The 16,937-nt window shown below is 42.0% G+C and carries 18 protein-coding genes; 17 read left to right on the top strand and 1 reads right to left on the bottom strand.

The genetic code is table 11. The features are described 5' to 3' along the window. The first annotated feature begins 274 nt into the window (after nt 1-274). Nucleotides 275-730 carry a hypothetical protein gene (locus O2Q26_RS14370; protein ID WP_289216557.1) on the top strand — a complete coding sequence of 152 codons (456 nt, stop codon included), beginning with the start codon at nt 275-277 and terminating at the stop codon, nt 728-730. A 376-nt stretch (nt 731-1,106) separates the two neighbouring features. Here O2Q26_RS14370 and O2Q26_RS14365 read toward each other — a convergent pair whose 3' ends face one another. Then, the gene (locus O2Q26_RS14365; RefSeq protein ID WP_289216556.1) at nt 1,107-1,688 is read right to left on the bottom strand and encodes a phospholipase D-like domain-containing protein; all 582 of its coding nucleotides are present in this window, start codon (nt 1,686-1,688) and stop codon (nt 1,107-1,109) included. A 514-nt stretch (nt 1,689-2,202) separates the two neighbouring features. On the opposite strand from O2Q26_RS14365, the gene O2Q26_RS14360 reads away from it, so the two are divergent. The 16 genes from O2Q26_RS14360 (at nt 2,203) to O2Q26_RS14285 (ending at nt 16,858) form a co-directional block, all read left to right on the top strand. Further along, nucleotides 2,203-3,372, top strand: a complete 1,170-nt coding sequence (locus O2Q26_RS14360; RefSeq protein WP_289216555.1) for an acyl-CoA dehydrogenase family protein — start codon at nt 2,203-2,205, stop codon at nt 3,370-3,372. A 67-nt stretch (nt 3,373-3,439) separates the two neighbouring features. Beyond that, nucleotides 3,440-4,204, top strand: coding sequence for a 3-oxoacyl-ACP reductase FabG (fabG, locus tag O2Q26_RS14355; protein WP_289216554.1), 765 nt, complete (start codon nt 3,440-3,442; stop codon nt 4,202-4,204). A gap of 18 nt (nt 4,205-4,222) precedes the next feature. Continuing rightward, the gene (locus O2Q26_RS14350; RefSeq protein ID WP_289216553.1) at nt 4,223-4,672 is read left to right on the top strand and encodes a MaoC family dehydratase N-terminal domain-containing protein; all 450 of its coding nucleotides are present in this window, start codon (nt 4,223-4,225) and stop codon (nt 4,670-4,672) included. Further along, on the top strand, nt 4,669-5,070 hold the full coding sequence (locus tag O2Q26_RS14345) for a MaoC/PaaZ C-terminal domain-containing protein (RefSeq protein ID WP_289216552.1): 402 nt from the start codon (nt 4,669-4,671) through the stop codon (nt 5,068-5,070). The genes O2Q26_RS14350 and O2Q26_RS14345 overlap by 4 nt, the downstream gene beginning before the upstream one ends. Before the next feature lie 90 nt (nt 5,071-5,160). Continuing rightward, nucleotides 5,161-5,934 (top strand): SDR family oxidoreductase, encoded by a 774-nt coding sequence (locus O2Q26_RS14340; RefSeq protein ID WP_289216551.1) that lies wholly within the window; start codon nt 5,161-5,163, stop codon nt 5,932-5,934. A 22-nt stretch (nt 5,935-5,956) separates the two neighbouring features. Then, entirely contained in the window at nt 5,957-7,126 is a 1,170-nt protein-coding gene (locus O2Q26_RS14335) for a thiolase family protein (protein WP_289216550.1), read from the top strand. 108 nt (nt 7,127-7,234) lie between these two features. Then, nucleotides 7,235-7,804 (top strand): TetR/AcrR family transcriptional regulator, encoded by a 570-nt coding sequence (locus O2Q26_RS14330; protein ID WP_289216549.1) that lies wholly within the window; start codon nt 7,235-7,237, stop codon nt 7,802-7,804. A gap of 76 nt (nt 7,805-7,880) precedes the next feature. Beyond that, nucleotides 7,881-8,282: an acyl-CoA thioesterase gene (locus tag O2Q26_RS14325; RefSeq protein WP_289216548.1), complete on the top strand. Its 402-nt coding sequence runs from the start codon at nt 7,881-7,883 to the stop codon at nt 8,280-8,282. Between the two features lie 15 nt (nt 8,283-8,297). Continuing rightward, on the top strand, nt 8,298-9,065 hold the full coding sequence (locus O2Q26_RS14320; protein WP_289216547.1) for an SDR family NAD(P)-dependent oxidoreductase: 768 nt from the start codon (nt 8,298-8,300) through the stop codon (nt 9,063-9,065). Nucleotides 9,066-9,105: 40 nt separating this feature from the next. Beyond that, a complete protein-coding gene (locus O2Q26_RS14315) occupies nt 9,106-10,785 on the top strand; it encodes a long-chain-fatty-acid--CoA ligase (RefSeq protein ID WP_289216546.1) in 1,680 nt (559 codons plus the stop codon). A gap of 120 nt (nt 10,786-10,905) precedes the next feature. Next, nucleotides 10,906-11,769 carry a branched-chain amino acid ABC transporter permease gene (locus O2Q26_RS14310; protein ID WP_289216545.1) on the top strand — a complete coding sequence of 288 codons (864 nt, stop codon included), beginning with the start codon at nt 10,906-10,908 and terminating at the stop codon, nt 11,767-11,769. Nucleotides 11,770-11,778: 9 nt separating this feature from the next. Beyond that, nucleotides 11,779-12,801 carry a branched-chain amino acid ABC transporter permease gene (locus O2Q26_RS14305; RefSeq protein ID WP_289216721.1) on the top strand — a complete coding sequence of 341 codons (1,023 nt, stop codon included), beginning with the start codon at nt 11,779-11,781 and terminating at the stop codon, nt 12,799-12,801. A gap of 3 nt (nt 12,802-12,804) precedes the next feature. Next, nucleotides 12,805-13,569, top strand: a complete 765-nt coding sequence (locus tag O2Q26_RS14300; RefSeq protein ID WP_289216544.1) for an ABC transporter ATP-binding protein — start codon at nt 12,805-12,807, stop codon at nt 13,567-13,569. Continuing rightward, nucleotides 13,562-14,269: an ABC transporter ATP-binding protein gene (locus O2Q26_RS14295; protein ID WP_289216543.1), complete on the top strand. Its 708-nt coding sequence runs from the start codon at nt 13,562-13,564 to the stop codon at nt 14,267-14,269. The genes O2Q26_RS14300 and O2Q26_RS14295 overlap by 8 nt, the downstream gene beginning before the upstream one ends. An 81-nt stretch (nt 14,270-14,350) precedes the next feature. Beyond that, the gene (locus tag O2Q26_RS14290; protein WP_289216542.1) at nt 14,351-15,586 is read left to right on the top strand and encodes an ABC transporter substrate-binding protein; all 1,236 of its coding nucleotides are present in this window, start codon (nt 14,351-14,353) and stop codon (nt 15,584-15,586) included. Nucleotides 15,587-15,637: 51 nt separating this feature from the next. After that, nucleotides 15,638-16,858 carry an acyl-CoA dehydrogenase family protein gene (locus tag O2Q26_RS14285; RefSeq protein WP_289216541.1) on the top strand — a complete coding sequence of 407 codons (1,221 nt, stop codon included), beginning with the start codon at nt 15,638-15,640 and terminating at the stop codon, nt 16,856-16,858. Nucleotides 16,859-16,937: the final 79 nt, after the last annotated feature.

Raw genomic sequence — 16,937 nt, 5'->3', positions numbered from 1 at the left:
ATTATGGATGAAGAAGCAAGGGTTTATTTCTGAATTCGAAAGATAAATCATAAGCACCTTTGTAAGTAAAGAGAATTTCGTTATATAGAAATGCATGTAAAAACGTCCAGGGGTTAACCCCTGGACGTTTTTAGTACTTGCTTATTTCTTTATGGTTTTCGTTCCTGCAAATAAGTTTGATTTTGAACCCACCATTATTAGGGAAACCCTTCTTTTTCTGTGTTTACTTAGGAAGTCCAAGCATATCGTTATAGAAAAAGGAGGGGAGCTTATTATGGGATCACCGAAGAAAATCATGCTTTTCAGTGCCATAGCCCTCATCCCGATAGCTGTTACGATTGCTATATTCATCTACACATCACCTGAACAACAAGCAAAGCGCATTGTTGAATCTTTTTATACATATGAGCAGGAAGGGAATTTTTCAGATTCATGGGAACTGCTGCACCCTTTTATGAAAGAAAAATTCGCAAAAGGCAGTTACCTTCAGGATCGGGCTCATGTATTTATGAATCATTTCGGAGTGACCACCTTCACTTTTTCTCTAGAGGGATCAAAAAAAATAAAAAACTGGACGATGGAAAAAGACCGTGATCCAATCGGAGTTGTATATGCCACTACTGTCATTCAGACATATAAAGGTAAATATGGGCATTTCAAGCTTCATCAAGAGGTATTTGTCGCAAAAGTGGAAGGAGAATGGGTGATTTTGTGGGACTATAATAAATAAGTGACTCATTTAGAAGCTACTGAGGCAGATCTAGCGGAGGTGGATTATCTTTTTAAAAAAGACTATATTAAAGGCGGATGCTGATTTTATAAAAGAGTTATTCAAAAATATGACAGGATTCTGGAAGACTTTGTTTCACCCCGGGTTCGCTGCCGTATTAACAATCAGCATGCTAACATAAATGTTTGCTTTTTCTTGAAGCGGTTTCGAGATACTTATATGGAAAGGGGAGGGAAACGGTGAGACTCCCGTGAAAATAGCGGGACAGCGTATACCCTGGAGAGCGAGAGCTCGAAATAGATATCTATAGAAATAACCGAAGCCTGGTATATTCAAATGAGAAAAGGTCCGTGCATGGACGAACCTTTATTTATATTTATGCATCTTTTTTTAAAGGAATTCTCTTCAATGGCCCGTAATTTTCTTCGTCTTTCCACATGTGATCAAACTTGCTCGACCACTCTTTAGCGATTTCCTTACTCTTTATAGTGAGAAGGATTTCGTCATTTTTATTTTCAGCTGACTTAGTGAAATTATATGAACCAGTAGTAACTGTTTTTTTGTCAGATACTATCACTTTAAGGTGCATGTTTCCTTCGTGATAATTTACCTTCACAGGAACCCCGGCATCAATGAGCTGTTGTACATTGTCCTTTTGTGCAGGCAAAGTATTCGTTTGTGTAATATCTGTGATTACCCTTACGTTTACCCCTCGCTTTGAGGCATTAACGATGTGACTGACAAAAGCTTCTTCAGTCAGTAAAAAGATTGCAACATCCAAAGATTTCTTCGATTGATCGATTAGACGAATGATTCTTTTTTTAGGAGATTTATTAGACTTAGAAAAAATATAGTCTAGTTTAGCTTCCTTCAAAGATTTCGTTTTCCAATGAAGTGTATATATTCCAATAGCCATCGAACCGATTACTAAAGTTGAGGCAACGGTTACAGCATCCATACAATCCCCTCCTATATGAAAGTTATGAGTAAAGGTATTTGTCCTATTCCTTCGTATCAATAAGAAGAATTATATTAATTATAATATATAGATTTGTTTATTGTTAGAAAAAGGAATCGATCCTATTATAATACTCCGTGAATTCAGGGGGAGTTGGAAGTTAACCACATCAAAAAAATGTGGTTTTTTTTCGTTATACAAAGTGTTAGTCGATGTCTAACGAGAAGGTTTAATACCGGTAAAAAAAGAGGATAAGCTAGTGGCGGGTGTAGCAAAATGGAATGGAACTGGGCAGGATGGCAAGTCGTTTTCCTCGTTCCTTTTTCTAATAAAAGCAGAAGAAATTTCTTGTGAAAAGGCAGCTTATACTTTAAATGAATTCAACAAGTGACAAAATATGGGTTGTATTTTCTGAAAGTTTAAAATATTATGGTAGTAATACATACTGACTAGTTAGTATGTGAAGGTTCATACAGTAATTTTTCTAAAATCCTAAGAGAATGGAGATCGTTGTATGCACTTACGTTTAACTGACGAACAACAAATGGTTCAAAAAACTATTCGTAAATTTGTTGAAAAAGAATTAATACCTTTGGAAAATGATGTGTTAAGAAATGAAAGAGAAGGTAAGCCTGGAATTTCCTCGGAAAAAATGAAAGAACTTCAATTAAAAGCTAAAGATGCAGGGTTTTGGGGCATTAATACACCCGAAGAATACGGAGGTGCTGATTTAGGACAGATGATGATGGCCATCGTCCTTATAGAAGTATCTAAAACTTTTGTTCCGTTTCAATTTGGAGGGTCGGCCGATAATATTCTCTATTATGGCAATGAGGAACAGAAACAAAATTATTTATTGCCTACAATAAACGGAGAGAAAAGGTCATGTTTTGCGATGACAGAGCCGGGGGCAGGTTCAGATACGAGAAATCTGAAAATGACGGCGGTCAAAGACGGAGATGAATGGATCTTAAACGGGGAAAAAACGTTTATAACGGGAGGAAATGAAGCCGATTTCGTCATGGTAGTCGCCATTACCAATAAGGAGCTGCACGAATCATCTGGAGGTCGTGAAGGAGTAACTTGTTTTATTGCGGACCGGGAGATGGGCTGGAAATCTGAGTATATTCATACCATGGGGGAATGGGGACCTGCTGGTTTGGTTTTTGATAACGTCCGAGTTCCCGATCGTAATATTTTAGGGAAAGTGAACGCAGGATATGATCTTGGTCTGGAGTGGATCGGATTCGCGAGGTGGATAGTCGGAGCACGGGCTGTAGGAGCTGCCGAACGGCTGCTGAAAATGGCGGTCGACTATTCGAAAGAGCGCGAAACGTTCGGTAAGCCGATTTCGAGCAGGCAGGCAATTCAGTGGCAAATCGCAGATTCTGCAGTTGAAATTGAAGCAGCCAAATGGCTTGTTCTCAATGCAGCATTCACGCTCGATCAGGGAGAAGATAATCGTCATGCGGCATCGATGGCAAAATTATATGGAGCCAACATGGGAAATAGGGTGGTAGACCGTGTGCTTCAGATCCATGGAGGCATGGGTTACACGAGGGAGCTTCCGATTGAACGCTGGTATCGAGAAGCCAGGTTGTGGAGAATTTACGACGGCACAGATGAAATCCAGCGATTAATTATTTCTAGAAACCTGTTAAAAGGACATGTCAAAATAGGTTGATCCTGCATGGGTCAAGCGGCAGCCCCGCACAAGGCGTGGAGCAGTTTACTATATTGGAGGGATAGTTATGGCGGGAAAGTTTGAAGGAAAAGCAGCATTTGTAACCGGAGGAAGTCGTGGCATAGGAAAGGGAATTGTCGAACGACTGGCTGAAGAAGGCGCAAAAGTGGCTATTATTGATATTAATGAAGAAGCATTACTTGAGGCTGAAAATGAGTTGAGAGAAAAGGGGTTTGATGTCATGACCCAGGTAGCTGATGTAGTAGAGGCTGATCAGGTAGAAGCTGCTATGGAAGCGGCCCATTCAAAGTTCGGATCGATTGATATTCTCGTAAATAATGCCGGAGTGATACGCGATAACATGTTATTTAAAATGGAAGGTTCAGATTGGGATACTGTGATGAACGTTCATTTAAAAGGGTCTTTTAACGCAGCAAAAACCGCTCAGAAGTATATGGTCGAGAATAAATATGGACGAATCATCAATATTTCATCAACTTCTGCATTAGGTAACCGTGGGCAGGCGAATTATGCAACAGCCAAGGCTGGTTTACAAGGTTTTACGAAAACGCTTTCAATTGAACTGGGCAGATTTGGAATTACGTGTAACGCTGTCGCACCAGGGTTTATTGAAACTGAAATGACGAAACAAACCGCTGCACGCATTGGCATTTCGTTTGAAGATCTAGTTAAGGCAAGTGTAGAAAACATTCCAGTTGGAAGAAGCGGCAAAGCTGAGGACATCGCCAATGCCGTAGCCTTTTTTGCTGATGAACGATCTTCTTTTGTCAGTGGTCAAGTGATGTATGTAGCCGGAGGGCCTAAAAATTAATGAAAGCGAAGTGGTTTCATGTTCACGCATGGCATAGGTAAACGATCAGCAAAGGTGAAAAACACGGTGGAAAGAGGAGCAGTCAAAAAATTCGCCGAGTCTATCGGTGATCTTCACCCTATTTTTGTCTGTGAAGAAACAGGGAAGCAGTCTCGTTATCACCAAAACATTGCTCCACCCACTTTCCCTCGAGTTTTTGATTATGGAACGATTGAGGAGTTGAAGCTTCCAAACAAAGGTCTCATACATGGTGAACAAATCTATCATTACGAGCGGCCGCTGCTTGTAGGAGAAGACATTCTCTGTTATTCAGAGGTCAAAGATTACTATGAAAGAAACGGAAAAAGTGGAGAGATGGGATTTTTACTATTAAATAGGTTCGGGGAAGACCTCGAAGGACGACTGATTTTTACGGAGGAACAGGTCGTTATTATTACAGAAGCGGTTCGAAGGGAGATGAGGGTGTGAATTCATTAAAAGGTCTGCCGGTTGGTGAGTCTTTAGAAGAAATCACTCTTCCCCCTGTAGCCAGAATTGATTTGATCAAATATGCCGGAGCGTCAGGAGATTATAATCCCATTCATACCATTGACGAGGAAGCTGAAAAGGCTGGCCTGCCTGGAGTCATTGCTCATGGGATGTGGACGATGGGAAATCTTGCGAAGCTGTTTACCCCCTACTATGAAGAAGCCTTCATGGAGAACTACGCGATTCGTTTCAAAGGGATGGTCTTTATCGATGACGTGATCACTCTGCATGCTAGATTGGAAGATGACAGTGAAGAAAAAATGAGCTTTGAAGTGAATGCGGAGAATCAGGATGGCAGGGCAGTCATTACAGGTACAGTCGTACTTAAAAAAATCTGAAGCATTTCCTACATAAGGATAGAGCGAACAGGTAGGAGAAATGACGAGGCAGCCGTAAACCAACCATCAGCGGTACAGGAGGGAGCCCCAATGCATATTAAACAATTGTTTGACCTTTCAGGAAAGACGGCCATAGTAACTGGTGGAGGAAGAGGGTTAGGGAAACAAATTGCAGAAGGTTATGCAGAGTCTGGTGCAAATGTTGTCGTTTGCTCAAGAAAACAAGAGGCCTGTCAGGAAGTAAGTGACGAGCTTGCTAAGCTTGGAGCAGGGTCACTCGCACTTAAGTGTGATATTACAAGTGAAGAGGATATTCAAAAGGTCGTGAATAAAACAGTCGAGAAATACGGAACGATTGATATTTTAGTGAATAACAGCGGGGCTACCTGGGGGGCGCCAGTGGAGGAGATGCCTCTTGCCGCATGGCAGAAAGTGATAAACGTGAATATGACAGGAACTTTTCTCATGTCGCAGGCTGTCGGGAAGGTGATGCTTGAACAAGGATATGGAAAAATTATTAACATTGCATCTGTAGCAGGTCTGAAAGGTTCTGACCCGGAGTATATGAATACGATCGGCTACAATTCCAGTAAAGGGGCCGTGATTACTTTTACAAAGGATCTCGCTGTCAAATGGGGACCTAAAGGTATTTATGTAAATGCCATTGCTCCTGGATTCTTTCCTACGAAGATGTCGAAAGTTTTAATAGAAAAAGGAGAAGAGGCATTCCTTAAAGGAACTCCGTTAAGAAAGTTCGGTTCGGAGAATGATTTGAAAGGTGCTGCTGTATTCCTCGCTGCCCCCGCATCGGACTATATCACAGGAGATGTAATGATCGTCGATGGTGGATCACACGCTATGTAAATCTGGTTAAGGAGTTGGAACTATGAATCGAGAAGCAGTGATTGTTTCAGCTGTGCGTACAGCTATTGGGAAACAAGGAGGAACGTTGGCTTCTATACCTGCTCATATTATAGGTGCAGAAGTGATCAAAGAATCCATACGACGTGCTCAGGTAGATCCGGAACTTATTGAGGATGTTATTTTCGGTAACGTACTTAGCGGAGGAGGTAATATTGCTCGATTATCCGCTCTGCAGACGGGACTATCAATTAATTTGCCAGGCTTAACCATCGATCGACAATGTGGCTCAGGGTTGAATGCGGTCAATCTAGCAGCCCAGGCTATTCGATCTGGGGAGGGAGATATTTACGTAGCTGGTGGAACAGAAAGCATGAGTCAAGCTCCTTATTTAATGGAACGCCCGGAGAAGGCGTATAGTCCTGCCCCTCCTAAATTCAGAAAATCTCAATTGGCCCCAAAAGAGATAGGAGACCCTCCAATGGGGATAACAGCTGAGAATCTAGTGGAAGAATATCAGATTAGTAGAGAGGAACAGGATCAATTCGCATATCAAAGTCAGCGGCGAATGGCGAGTGCTATGGAAGAGGGACGTTTTGATGAGCAAATCATCCCCATAAAAGTACCCGTTCGAAAAAGTGATCCTATTCAATTTCAAATTGATGAGCATCCACGTCCGCGAACAAATATTGAAGGGTTATCTAAATTAAAGGCGGCATTTGTGGAAGGTGGGTCCGTTACAGCAGGGAACAGCTCTGGGTTGAACGATGCAGCATCGGCACTTGTTATGATGTCGAGAGAGAAAGCGGAAGAGTCCGGGGTGAAACCGTTAGCCATCGTACGTGAAAGTGCTGTAGCAGGCGTCGATCCAAATATTATGGGTATAGGACCCGTGCCTGCAACAAAAAAAGTATTGCAAAAATCGGGGCTCTCTCTACATGATATGGATGTAATTGAAATTAACGAGGCTTTTGCCGGTCAAGTGTTAGCTTGCAACAGAGAACTGGAAATGGACCTGGACAAGGTGAATATTAATGGAGGAGCTATCGCACATGGACATCCACTGGGGGCTACTGGAGCGATTCTTACGACTAAAGCGCTCTATGAGCTGAATCGATCAGGCGGAAGATTCGCTCTAATAACCGCTTGTATCGGAGGCGGTCAAGGGATAGCGACAATTATCGAGCGCCCCTGACTCTACTGAAAAGACTGTGCTTTTAGGTATGATATAATTTTACCGCCGGGTTTATAGGCAGGACATCATAGTAGTTATACCATACTTAAATGAGAGGAACATTTTTTCATGAGACAAAAGCTGATTCATTCTGGTATCCATTTATTCGATAGAAAAGGTTTCACAGAAACGTCCATAGAAGATATTACAAACGAACTTCAAGTTACTAAGGGAACATTCTATTATTATTTCAAAAGTAAACAAGAGCTGCTCAGGGATATTCACCTCGGCTATATTGAATTTCTTTTGAAAACCCAGGAAGAAATTCTTAACGATCCGTCAAAAGATAGCCGGGCTAAGCTTCGCGCAACTATTTTTATGCTTATCCATAGTATTCAGAATCAAAAGAAAAGCGCGAGGATTTTCTTCAGGGAAATGCGTAACCTTGCCCCTGAGTATTTGGAACAGAACATGGAAAAAAGAGACTTATTCCGAAAAAATGTGCAGCAAATAGTAGAAGAAGGAATAAGGGAAGGATACTTTCAGGAGAATTTGAATGCGGATATGATAACACGCGGAATTCTTGGGGTGACGAACTGGAGTTATTACTGGTTTCATCCAGAAGGTGAAGTTTCTGATGAACAATTGACCGATATTTATCTTGAAATGATTTTAAATGGCATTAACAAAAAAGAATAGAGCATTCGGCCATGTTTCATGTTGGCCTGTAGATGCTGACTAGTCAGTATAATTCAACGGGATGGAGGTGCTGAACGTGAAATACGTAACAGAAACCACGGTAAGGTTTTGTGAGACCGATGCCGCAGGACACGTGAATAATACGAGTTATTTCATTTACTTAGAAGAAGCGCGCGGGAAGTTCTTTCAACACATTCTGAAAGATCATCAGACATTTGGTCAATTTATTATCGCTTCCACTCAGTGCGACTTCTTAAGTCAGGCTTACTTCAACCAGGAATTGGAGATCTTCACATGGATATCGAGTATAGGTACAAAAAGTTTCCGCTTTAATCATTCGATTCAAGCGAAAGAAACAGGGGACATTATAGCTAAAGCAGAAGCCGCCATTGTTCATTTCAATTACGAGGAACAAAGAAGCGAGGCTATTGCTGCAGAAATAAGAGAAGTTCTAGAGGAGCAGCTTGTTACAAATTAAAGTTGGGGTGATAAAGTGAGAAGATTTTCTGGTTCTACCGCAGTAGTTACAGGAGCAGGAAGCGGTATAGGGGAGCAGACGGCTATTCGCTTGGCTGCTGAAGGTGCACGAGTAGTTCTTGTCGGACGGACCGTTTCTAAGCTGGAAAAAGCAGCTGAGCAAATCAATTCCTCTTTGAGCGAGCCCGTGGCCGAAATCTTTCGAGCGGATGTGACGGCTGAAGAGGATGTTGAAGAGTTAGCTCATTTCATAACGCAAAATTATGGAACTCTGCATGTGTTGATCAATAACGCAGGGGCTTCGGGTACGTCCACTATCTTAGACCTGCCTGCCAGTGAATGGGGGCGTATTCAAGATACGAATGCAAAGAGCGTTTTTCTCGTTTCCAAAGCATTAGGAAAAATCATGATAGACAACAACAGTGGGGAGAACCGTGCCATTATAAACGTCGCTTCTCTATCCGGTCATAAGGCGGGCGCAATGATTCCTCACTATAGTTCCTCAAAAGCAGCGGTAATAAACTTTACTAAAGCACTGGCTGTAGAAATGGCTCCACATGGAGTGCGTGTGAATTCAGTATCCCCTGGATTCGCAGAAACACCATTGACAGAAGAAGGGTTAAAGAACAAACGATTTGAACAGGCAATTGTAAAGAATACAGCATTGCGGCGTGTCGGAAAACCTGAGGAAATCGCTAATGTCATTTCCTTCGCAGCTTCAAAAGAAGCCTCATACATGACAGGTACAGATTTACTCGTAGATGGAGGGTGGATGATTACTTAATTAGATAGGAAAAGCCATTAAAAAGGAGAGGGATTTATTTATGCAGACGAAGCATTATGAATTTTGGCCGAACGTTACAAAATCATTGACCATTCCCGAAAACTCTTTATATGACAATCTGACAGTATCAGCTGCCAGGTACCCTGACCATGAGGCGATTTATTACTATGGGCACTCCATATCTTACCGTGAGCTGCTTCAAGAGGTGGAGAGTCTGGCGGGATACTTACAGCAACATCTTGGAGTGACTAGCGGTGAGAAGGTTCTTTTATTCATGCAGAACTCACCTCAGTTCGTTATAAGTTTTTATGCCATACTAAGAGCTGGAGCCGTAGTAGTCCCAGTCAATCCTATGCTGAAGTCGAATGAACTTGAATTTTATGTTAAAGATTGTGAGATTCGAAATGGGATCATTGGTCAGGAACTTTCAGAAGAAGTCCAGCCTTTAATAAATAAGACCACTCTTGGACAATTAATTATTGCTTCATATTCAGATTATACAGGTGAGGAAAAAGATATACCTCAGGAAGCACTAGCTCCCCCGGCAGTCTTTCATAATGAGAACTTCTTTCTGTGGAAAGATGCTATCCGTTCGAATATCCAACCACATGATCAACGATTAGAAGCTGATGATCTGGCGGTTCTTCCTTATACTTCTGGTACGACAGGATTGCCTAAAGGATGTATGCATACGAACCGAACCGTTCAGGCAAATACAGTAGGTGCATCTCATTGGTCACGCCTAACCTCAAGATCAAAAAGCCTGATGACTTTACCATTATTTCATGTAACGGGAATGGTCCACAGTATGCATATGCCTATTTTCAGCGGTAGTACGATGGTGATCATGACGAGATGGGACCGTGAGACGGCTCGGAAATTAATTAGAGAACAGAAGTGTACTCATTGGGTAACGATAAGCACTATGCTCGTTGATTTCCTTGCCAATCCTGAATTACAACCTGAAGATCTAACAACCTTAATTGGAATTTCTGGAGGAGGAGCTGCTTTTCCTAAGGCCCTCGGAGAGAAGCTTTTTAAATTATCGGGTTTAGAATTTACGGAAGGGTATGGTCTATCTGAAACCATTGCTCAAACCCACTTCAACCCGCCTGAACGGCCAAAAATGCAGTGCTTAGGCATCCCATCTTTTGATGTGGATTCAAGAATTATAGATCCAGTCGATCAAAGTGAAAAGGAACCTGGAGAAATTGGAGAGATTGGAGAGATTGTAGTTCATGGCCCCCAGGTGATGATCGGATATTATAACAGGGACGAGGAAAATGAAAGCGCTTTTATTGAGATTGATGGAAAATCATTCTTTAGAACTGGAGATATTGGCCGTGTTGACGAGGAGGGGTATTTCTTCATTGTTGATCGTGTAAAACGTATGATCAATGCCTCGGGTTACAATGTTTGGCCTACAGAGGTTGAGACTAGTTTGTATAACCATGAGGCAGTTGAACAAGCGTGTGTCGTAGGTATACCTGATCCACGGAAAGGAGAAGAGATCAAAGCATTTATCATTTTAAATAAAGGTTACAAAGGCGAGATTTCTGAACAGGAAATCATAGAGTGGTCGAAACAGCAGATGGCTGCCTATAAATATCCTCGTATAGTTGAATTCAGAGAGGAATTTCCTACAACGGCCAGCGGAAAGATTTTGTGGCGTAAGCTTCAGGAGGAAGAAGTGGTGCGATTCGAGGAAACAAAAAAATAAGGCATTGCTAATACGCGGAGGATTCAGAGTTAGTCTTTTCACCTAATACATACTAACTATTCAGTAGGTGTTAGATGAATATCACCTCCCGCTTATTCGTGAGGCCAAAGGGGTAGTTGAATGGATATTCTCACGCAGCAGCTTTTTAATGGGTTAACCATAGGAAGTGTTTACAGCCTGGTTGCTTTAGGTCTGACCCTTGTTTATGGAATTTTACACATTCCCAACTTTGCTCATGGAGCCTTATACATGCTCGGTGCTTATGTGACTCTTACTTCGATGCTTCTGTGGAATTTCAACTATTGGCTGGCAATCGCCATTTCGATAGTCGTTGTCGGTTTGCTGGGAGTATTGATGGAACGCCTTGTTTTTAACCCACTGAAAAATGCGCCGCCTATTCATGACAAAATCGCAGCCATAGGAATTCTACTGTTTCTTGAAGCGTTAGCTCAATTAGTCTGGGGAGCGGACTATCGCACGATGAGTACTCCTTATGGAGAGGTCGTTAACGTGTTCGGTACAACATTGACGATGCAGCGAGTGTTGATAAATGTCGGGGCGATCGTAGTCATGATTCTTCTCTATCTCTTTTTGAAAAAGACCTTTATGGGATCGACTATTATAGCTATGGCACAAAACCGTAAAGGGGCACATCTAGTAGGGATCAATACAAATAAAGTGGCAATGCTCACCTTTTTGATTTCTGGCGGGTTAGCAGCTATCGCCGCCTCTTTGTCTGCTCCTATCAATCTAGTTTTTCCAGGGATGGGGCATCTTGTTATTTTAAAGGCATTTGTCATCATCATCCTCGGTGGGATGGGGAGTGTACCAGGAGCGATCCTGGGAGGGTATATTCTCGGGTTCACAGAAAGCCTTGGGGCCACATATATATCCAATGATTATAAGGATGTTATAGCTTTCGTATTACTTATCATCATTCTGTCCTTCAAACCAAAAGGATTGTTTTCGAAGGAGGGATTTTAAGTGCCGGCAATGACTAAAAAAAGCATCGCATTGATTGCCTTGATCATCGGCGCCATGGTCATCCCGTTTATTATCCAAAATGAGTATTGGCTTCATATTTTGACGTTATCGTTCATTTGGAGTATTGCGGTTTATGGATTGAATATTTTAGCAGGTTATACTGGGTATTTATCGCTTGCCCATGCCGGTTTTTTCGCTATTGGAGCTTATGCATTAGGCTTGTTGACTGTTAAAGTCGGTCTTAATTATTGGGTGGCTTTGATTTTAGCATGCATCATTACTAGCGGAATTGGATTTCTAATTGGATTGATTGCCCTTAGAACCAGGGAGCACTTTTTTGCGATTTACACGTTATGCGTCGGATATGTCATCTATCTCGTTATCGATAAGTGGGATAGCTTAACAGGAGGAGTTCGTGGCTTGATCGGCATTCCGGCACCGTCAAATATTGGTCCAATATCCTTCCAGAGTGCCACCTCACAATACTATCTCATCTTATTCTTTCTATTAGCGACAGTTCTCGTCATGTACCGGATTGTGCACTCTCTTACTGGCCGTACGTTCATAGCAATTAGAAACAGTGAAGAACTTGCTCAAACGATCGGCATTTCAACTATGAAAAACAAGTTAACCGTTTTTGTCCTTTCCACTTTTTTTGCGGGACTAGCTGGGGCGTTATATGCATCTTTCATTCGATTTATCGGTCCCGATATTGGATATACGGCGATTATCTTTGATTTACTTACGTATTTACTTGTCGGGGGAATCGGAACGTTAGCGGGTCCGGTTGTTGGAACAATTTTAATTGTTTCCGTTTCCCAGTCACTTCAATTTTTACAAGATTACCGCATGTTGATTTTTGGGCCGATGCTGACCTTGATCATCATATTTTACCCTAGAGGTATTGTAGGGATGGTCAGTGAGTGGAAAATGAAATGGTTCAATAAAAAGAAGAAAACACCGGCAGAAAAATGGAAGAGTACCTATTCCGATTCAAAAGATGTGCGAGAAGACAAAGTGAAGGAGGGATAACGGATGCTCATAGAAACCAGGAATTTAACGAAACAGTTCGGTGGTCTGACAGCAGTGAAAGATGTTGATTTTGAAATTGAAAAAGGGAAAATCAATGCGATTATCGGACCTAACGGGGCAGGCAAGTCCACTTTTTTTAACCTAGTCAGTGGTTCTTACATTCCTACCTCGGGACAGGTTATTTATAGGGGAAAGGATATCACCAAGCTTCCGCCGAATAAAATTGCTGAACTAGGTGTAGCCCGGACGTTCCAAACGACGAATCTTTTTGAACAAGCCACGGTATTGGACAACGTTATTGTCGGCCATCGTCTTCGGACGAAATACAACTTATTGGACGCTGTGTTAAGAACAAAGCGCTATAAGAAAGAAGAGAAGAAGTGTAAAGATAAAGCGATGGAAGTATTAGATTTTGTCGGTTTGACGAACATAACAGATCAGCTGGCCGGCAACATCACTCAGGAAGAAAAAAAGCGTGTAGCTTTTGCATTAGCTCTGGCTACCGATCCTGAAGTCGTGTTTCTAGATGAGCCAGCTGCAGGGATAAACTCTGGGGAAACCGAAGGACTGGCAGAACTCATGAAGAAAATGGTTAAGCGAGGCATTACGGTATGTCTTATCGAACACAAAATGCAAATGATTATGAAGCTTGCAGACAAGATCATGGTTTTAAACTATGGGGAAAAAATAGCTGAAGGTTCATCTGAAGAGATAATGAACAATCAGGATGTCATTGAAGCGTACTTGGGAGGCGATGCTAGTGCTTAAGCTTGCTGGGTTATCCGTGGATTATGGAAGTTTTACAGCGATTAAAAACGTTGATATTGAAGTGAATGAAGGAGAATTGGTCGTTTTACTAGGAGCGAACGGAGCCGGGAAAAGCACAGTTTTTAAAGCGATCAGTGGTATTGAAAAATGGAGCGACGGTGACATTCTGTTCAACGGCTCTTCTATTAAGAAGAAGTCCCCGGATCGCATTGTCAAAGCAGGCATCGTCCAATGTGCAGAAGGCAGGGAATTATTTGACAGGATGACCGTCTATGAAAACTTAATCATGGGGGCATATGTTCATCGCCGTAAGAAAGCAGAAGTGAAAAAGTCACTTGGTCACGTGTATGAATTATTTCCGATCTTGGAGGAAAAGAAAGAGAGTGCTGCAGGTTCACTTAGTGGCGGGCAGCAGCAGATGCTTGCTATCGGCAGATCCTTGATGTCCAGACCGAAGCTTCTTCTTCTGGATGAACCCTCAATTGGTTTAGCTCCTTTGATTGTTGAACAAATGTTTGATGTTATTCAAAAGATAAATGAAGAAGGGACCACGGTTTTGCTAGCTGAGCAAAATGCCAATGCGGCATTGAAAATAGCTGATAGAGGCTATGTTTTTGAAAGTGGTTCGATTGTGGTAAAAGGATCTTCTAACGAGCTACTCACTAATGATTCTGTGCGTAAGGCTTATATTGGTGCTTGAAGATAATCAACTGTAAAGGGAAAGAGAATTATTCAAGGCAGTCGACTCTAAGCGAATACCATTAAACGGGAGGAAAAGTAAATGAAATTGTTACGGTTATTAGCTTTCCTTATTATGTTGTCCTTCGTACTCGTTTTGACAGGGTGTATTGAAAACACGTCTAACGATGCTTCAAGTGAAGAAGAAACAGAGGCTGATACAGAAGTCGAAGAGCCTGAAACTGAAGAAGGCGAGGAGGTCGTCAATATTGGTTTTAGTGGTCCTTTGAGTGGAGCGGCTGCTTACTATGGTGAAAGGTCTTTGAACGGGATGAAGCTGGCTGCAGAAGAAATTAATGATGGTGGAGGATTCGATGTTAATGGACAGACTTACAAGTTTAATTTAGTTCCTTTAGATGATAAGTATCTGCCAAACGAAACTGCATCTAATGCCAAGCGGCTCGTACAAGAAAATCAGACACCTATTATTTATGCGCCTCACAGTGGCGGGATTAATGCAATGCAGGTATTCAATGAGGAGGACAATTTTCTTATAGGTGCTTATACAAGTGAGCCAGCGGTAACTGAAGCAGGAAACTCTCTTACAGTCAGGATTCCGCCTCGTTATGACGTATATGTAGAACCTTTTACTGAGTATTCTATGGAACGATTTGGAGAGAAGCTGGCTGCACTGCCGACAGCTTCCCAGTATGGAAAAGATTGGGCTGAAGAATTGCTCCCTCACTGGGAAGAAGCGGGAGGAGAAGTCGTGTACGATTCTTCTATTGATTTTTCCAAGGAAACAGATTTCTTTACTATTGTGACGAACGCCTTAGAAAATGATCCGGATGTTTTGTTTATTGGCGGACCTTCTGAACCGACTGCTAAATTAGCCAAACAGGCAAGAGAGCTAGGGTTTGAAGGCGGATTTATTGTTATGGATCAGGCAAAGCTTGATGAGATGAGAAAAGTGGCGGAAGAGGATTCCTATGAATTGTTCGAAGGTTCCGTTGGAGTAACCCCTCTAGTAGATTCAGGTTATCCTGGTACGGATGAATTCGTAGAAAAATACCGTAATGAATACGATGAGGATCCAGGCTCTGAAGCTGGTTTCCACTATGTTTCCCTTTATATATTTATGGAAGCGATGAAGGAAGCAGGAACTGTCGATGATCCCGAGGCTATTCGATCTAGCATGCAGGCTGGACTCGAGCAATTACCGGAAGATAAACAAGTGTATACGATACCTGAGATTGGTGAAGACGGAGGATTTAGAACAGAAACGCGTATTGTCGCAATAGAGGATGGCGAGGTCATTGCAATAGAAGTAGATGAATAAAGCAACCTTAAAGCTTTTGATTGGAAGAATCAAAATGGAAAGGGTGATACCGTGCACTTTGAATTAAGCGACGAGCAGGAGATGGTCAGAAAAGTTGTTCGGCAGTTCGTTGATAAAGAGATCAATCCTTATATCCAAGAATGGGATGCTGAAGGGCATTTCGAACCGTCTATTCTAAAAAGACTTGCTCAGCTGGATTTGATGGGAGTATGTATTCCGGAAAAGTACGGAGGCAGCGGGATGGATTATAATACACTAGCTATCGTCTGCGAAGAGCTGGAGAGAGGTGATACAGCGTTCAGGACAGCAGTTTCTGTGCATACAGGGTTAAACAGCATGACATTACTACAATGGGGAAACGAGGCTCAAAAAGAAAAATATCTTATCCCGCAAGCTAAGGGAGAAAAGGTCGGAGCTTTCGGATTAACTGAACCAAACGCGGGGTCTGATGTCGCCTCCTTACAAACTACAGCTGTGAAAAATGGGGACTCTTACGTTCTCAATGGACAAAAAACGTGGATTTCCCTATGTGACTATGCTGATCATTTTTTAGTTTTTGCCTATACAGATAAAACTAAAAAACACAAAGGTATTTCAGCATTCATTATAGAGAGGACTATGCCAGGATTTTCATCACAAGCGATCAAAGGCAAACTAGGTATTCGAGCGGGCAATACGGGAGAATTATTTTTTGACAATGTAAAAGTACCTGAAGAGAACCTGCTTGGAAAAGAAGGAGAAGGATTCAAAATAGCTATGGCGGCATTAGATAACGGACGGTTTACCGTAGCAGCCGGAGCTTGCGGACAAATACAAGCCTGCATCGAAGAAAGTGTCCAATATTGTCATGAAAGAGAAACATTTGGGAAGGAAATCGGGAAACACCAATTAGTCCAGCAAATGCTCGCTAAAATGGAAGCAGGATATCAAATGTCCCGCTTGCTGGTATTTCGCGCAGGTGAACTGAAAAATCAAGGCAGGCGAAATACGAGGGAAACATCATTAGCAAAATGGCAGGCATGTGATTTCGCTAATGAAGCAGCTAATGATGCTGTACAAATACATGGAGCTTACGGTTACTCTCACGATTATCCTGTGGAAAGATTTTTGAGAAATTCGAAAGCGCCTGTCATTTATGAAGGAACCCGAGAAATTCATACCATTATGCAAGCTGAATATTTACTCGGTTATCGATCGGATAAACAGCTGGATAACTCATTGCCAGCCTGGTCTTTTGAAAAAGAAGAGGTTTCTGTTAGAGGGAAAAGCTAGAGGTAGAAACGAAGCTTTGGGCATAACCCCAAAGACTTCGTTTTTATTATATATTTTGTTCGAATGCAATTAAAAGGAG

The sequence above is a fragment of the Halobacillus campisalis genome (assembly GCF_030345335.1).
In the GTDB taxonomy this organism is placed as follows: domain Bacteria; phylum Bacillota; class Bacilli; order Bacillales; family Halobacillaceae; genus Halobacillus_A; species Halobacillus_A campisalis.
Note: the sequence above shows the minus strand (reverse complement) of the source record. Positions and strands in the feature narration are given on the sequence as shown.

Excerpts from the sequence above, each read along its gene's own strand:
- O2Q26_RS14370 (WP_289216557.1), top strand. The coding sequence starts at position 275 with ATGGGATCACCGAAGAAAATCATGCTTTTCAGTGCCATAGCCCTCATC.
- O2Q26_RS14365 (WP_289216556.1), bottom strand. The coding sequence starts at position 1,688 with ATGGATGCTGTAACCGTTGCCTCAACTTTAGTAATCGGTTCGATGGCT.
- O2Q26_RS14360 (WP_289216555.1), top strand. The coding sequence starts at position 2,203 with ATGCACTTACGTTTAACTGACGAACAACAAATGGTTCAAAAAACTATT.
- fabG (WP_289216554.1), top strand. The coding sequence starts at position 3,440 with ATGGCGGGAAAGTTTGAAGGAAAAGCAGCATTTGTAACCGGAGGAAGT.
- O2Q26_RS14350 (WP_289216553.1), top strand. The coding sequence starts at position 4,223 with ATGTTCACGCATGGCATAGGTAAACGATCAGCAAAGGTGAAAAACACG.
- O2Q26_RS14340 (WP_289216551.1), top strand. The coding sequence starts at position 5,161 with ATGCATATTAAACAATTGTTTGACCTTTCAGGAAAGACGGCCATAGTA.
- O2Q26_RS14335 (WP_289216550.1), top strand. The coding sequence starts at position 5,957 with ATGAATCGAGAAGCAGTGATTGTTTCAGCTGTGCGTACAGCTATTGGG.
- O2Q26_RS14330 (WP_289216549.1), top strand. The coding sequence starts at position 7,235 with ATGAGACAAAAGCTGATTCATTCTGGTATCCATTTATTCGATAGAAAA.
- O2Q26_RS14315 (WP_289216546.1), top strand. The coding sequence starts at position 9,106 with ATGCAGACGAAGCATTATGAATTTTGGCCGAACGTTACAAAATCATTG.
- O2Q26_RS14310 (WP_289216545.1), top strand. The coding sequence starts at position 10,906 with ATGGATATTCTCACGCAGCAGCTTTTTAATGGGTTAACCATAGGAAGT.
- O2Q26_RS14305 (WP_289216721.1), top strand. The coding sequence starts at position 11,779 with ATGACTAAAAAAAGCATCGCATTGATTGCCTTGATCATCGGCGCCATG.
- O2Q26_RS14300 (WP_289216544.1), top strand. The coding sequence starts at position 12,805 with ATGCTCATAGAAACCAGGAATTTAACGAAACAGTTCGGTGGTCTGACA.
- O2Q26_RS14290 (WP_289216542.1), top strand. The coding sequence starts at position 14,351 with ATGAAATTGTTACGGTTATTAGCTTTCCTTATTATGTTGTCCTTCGTA.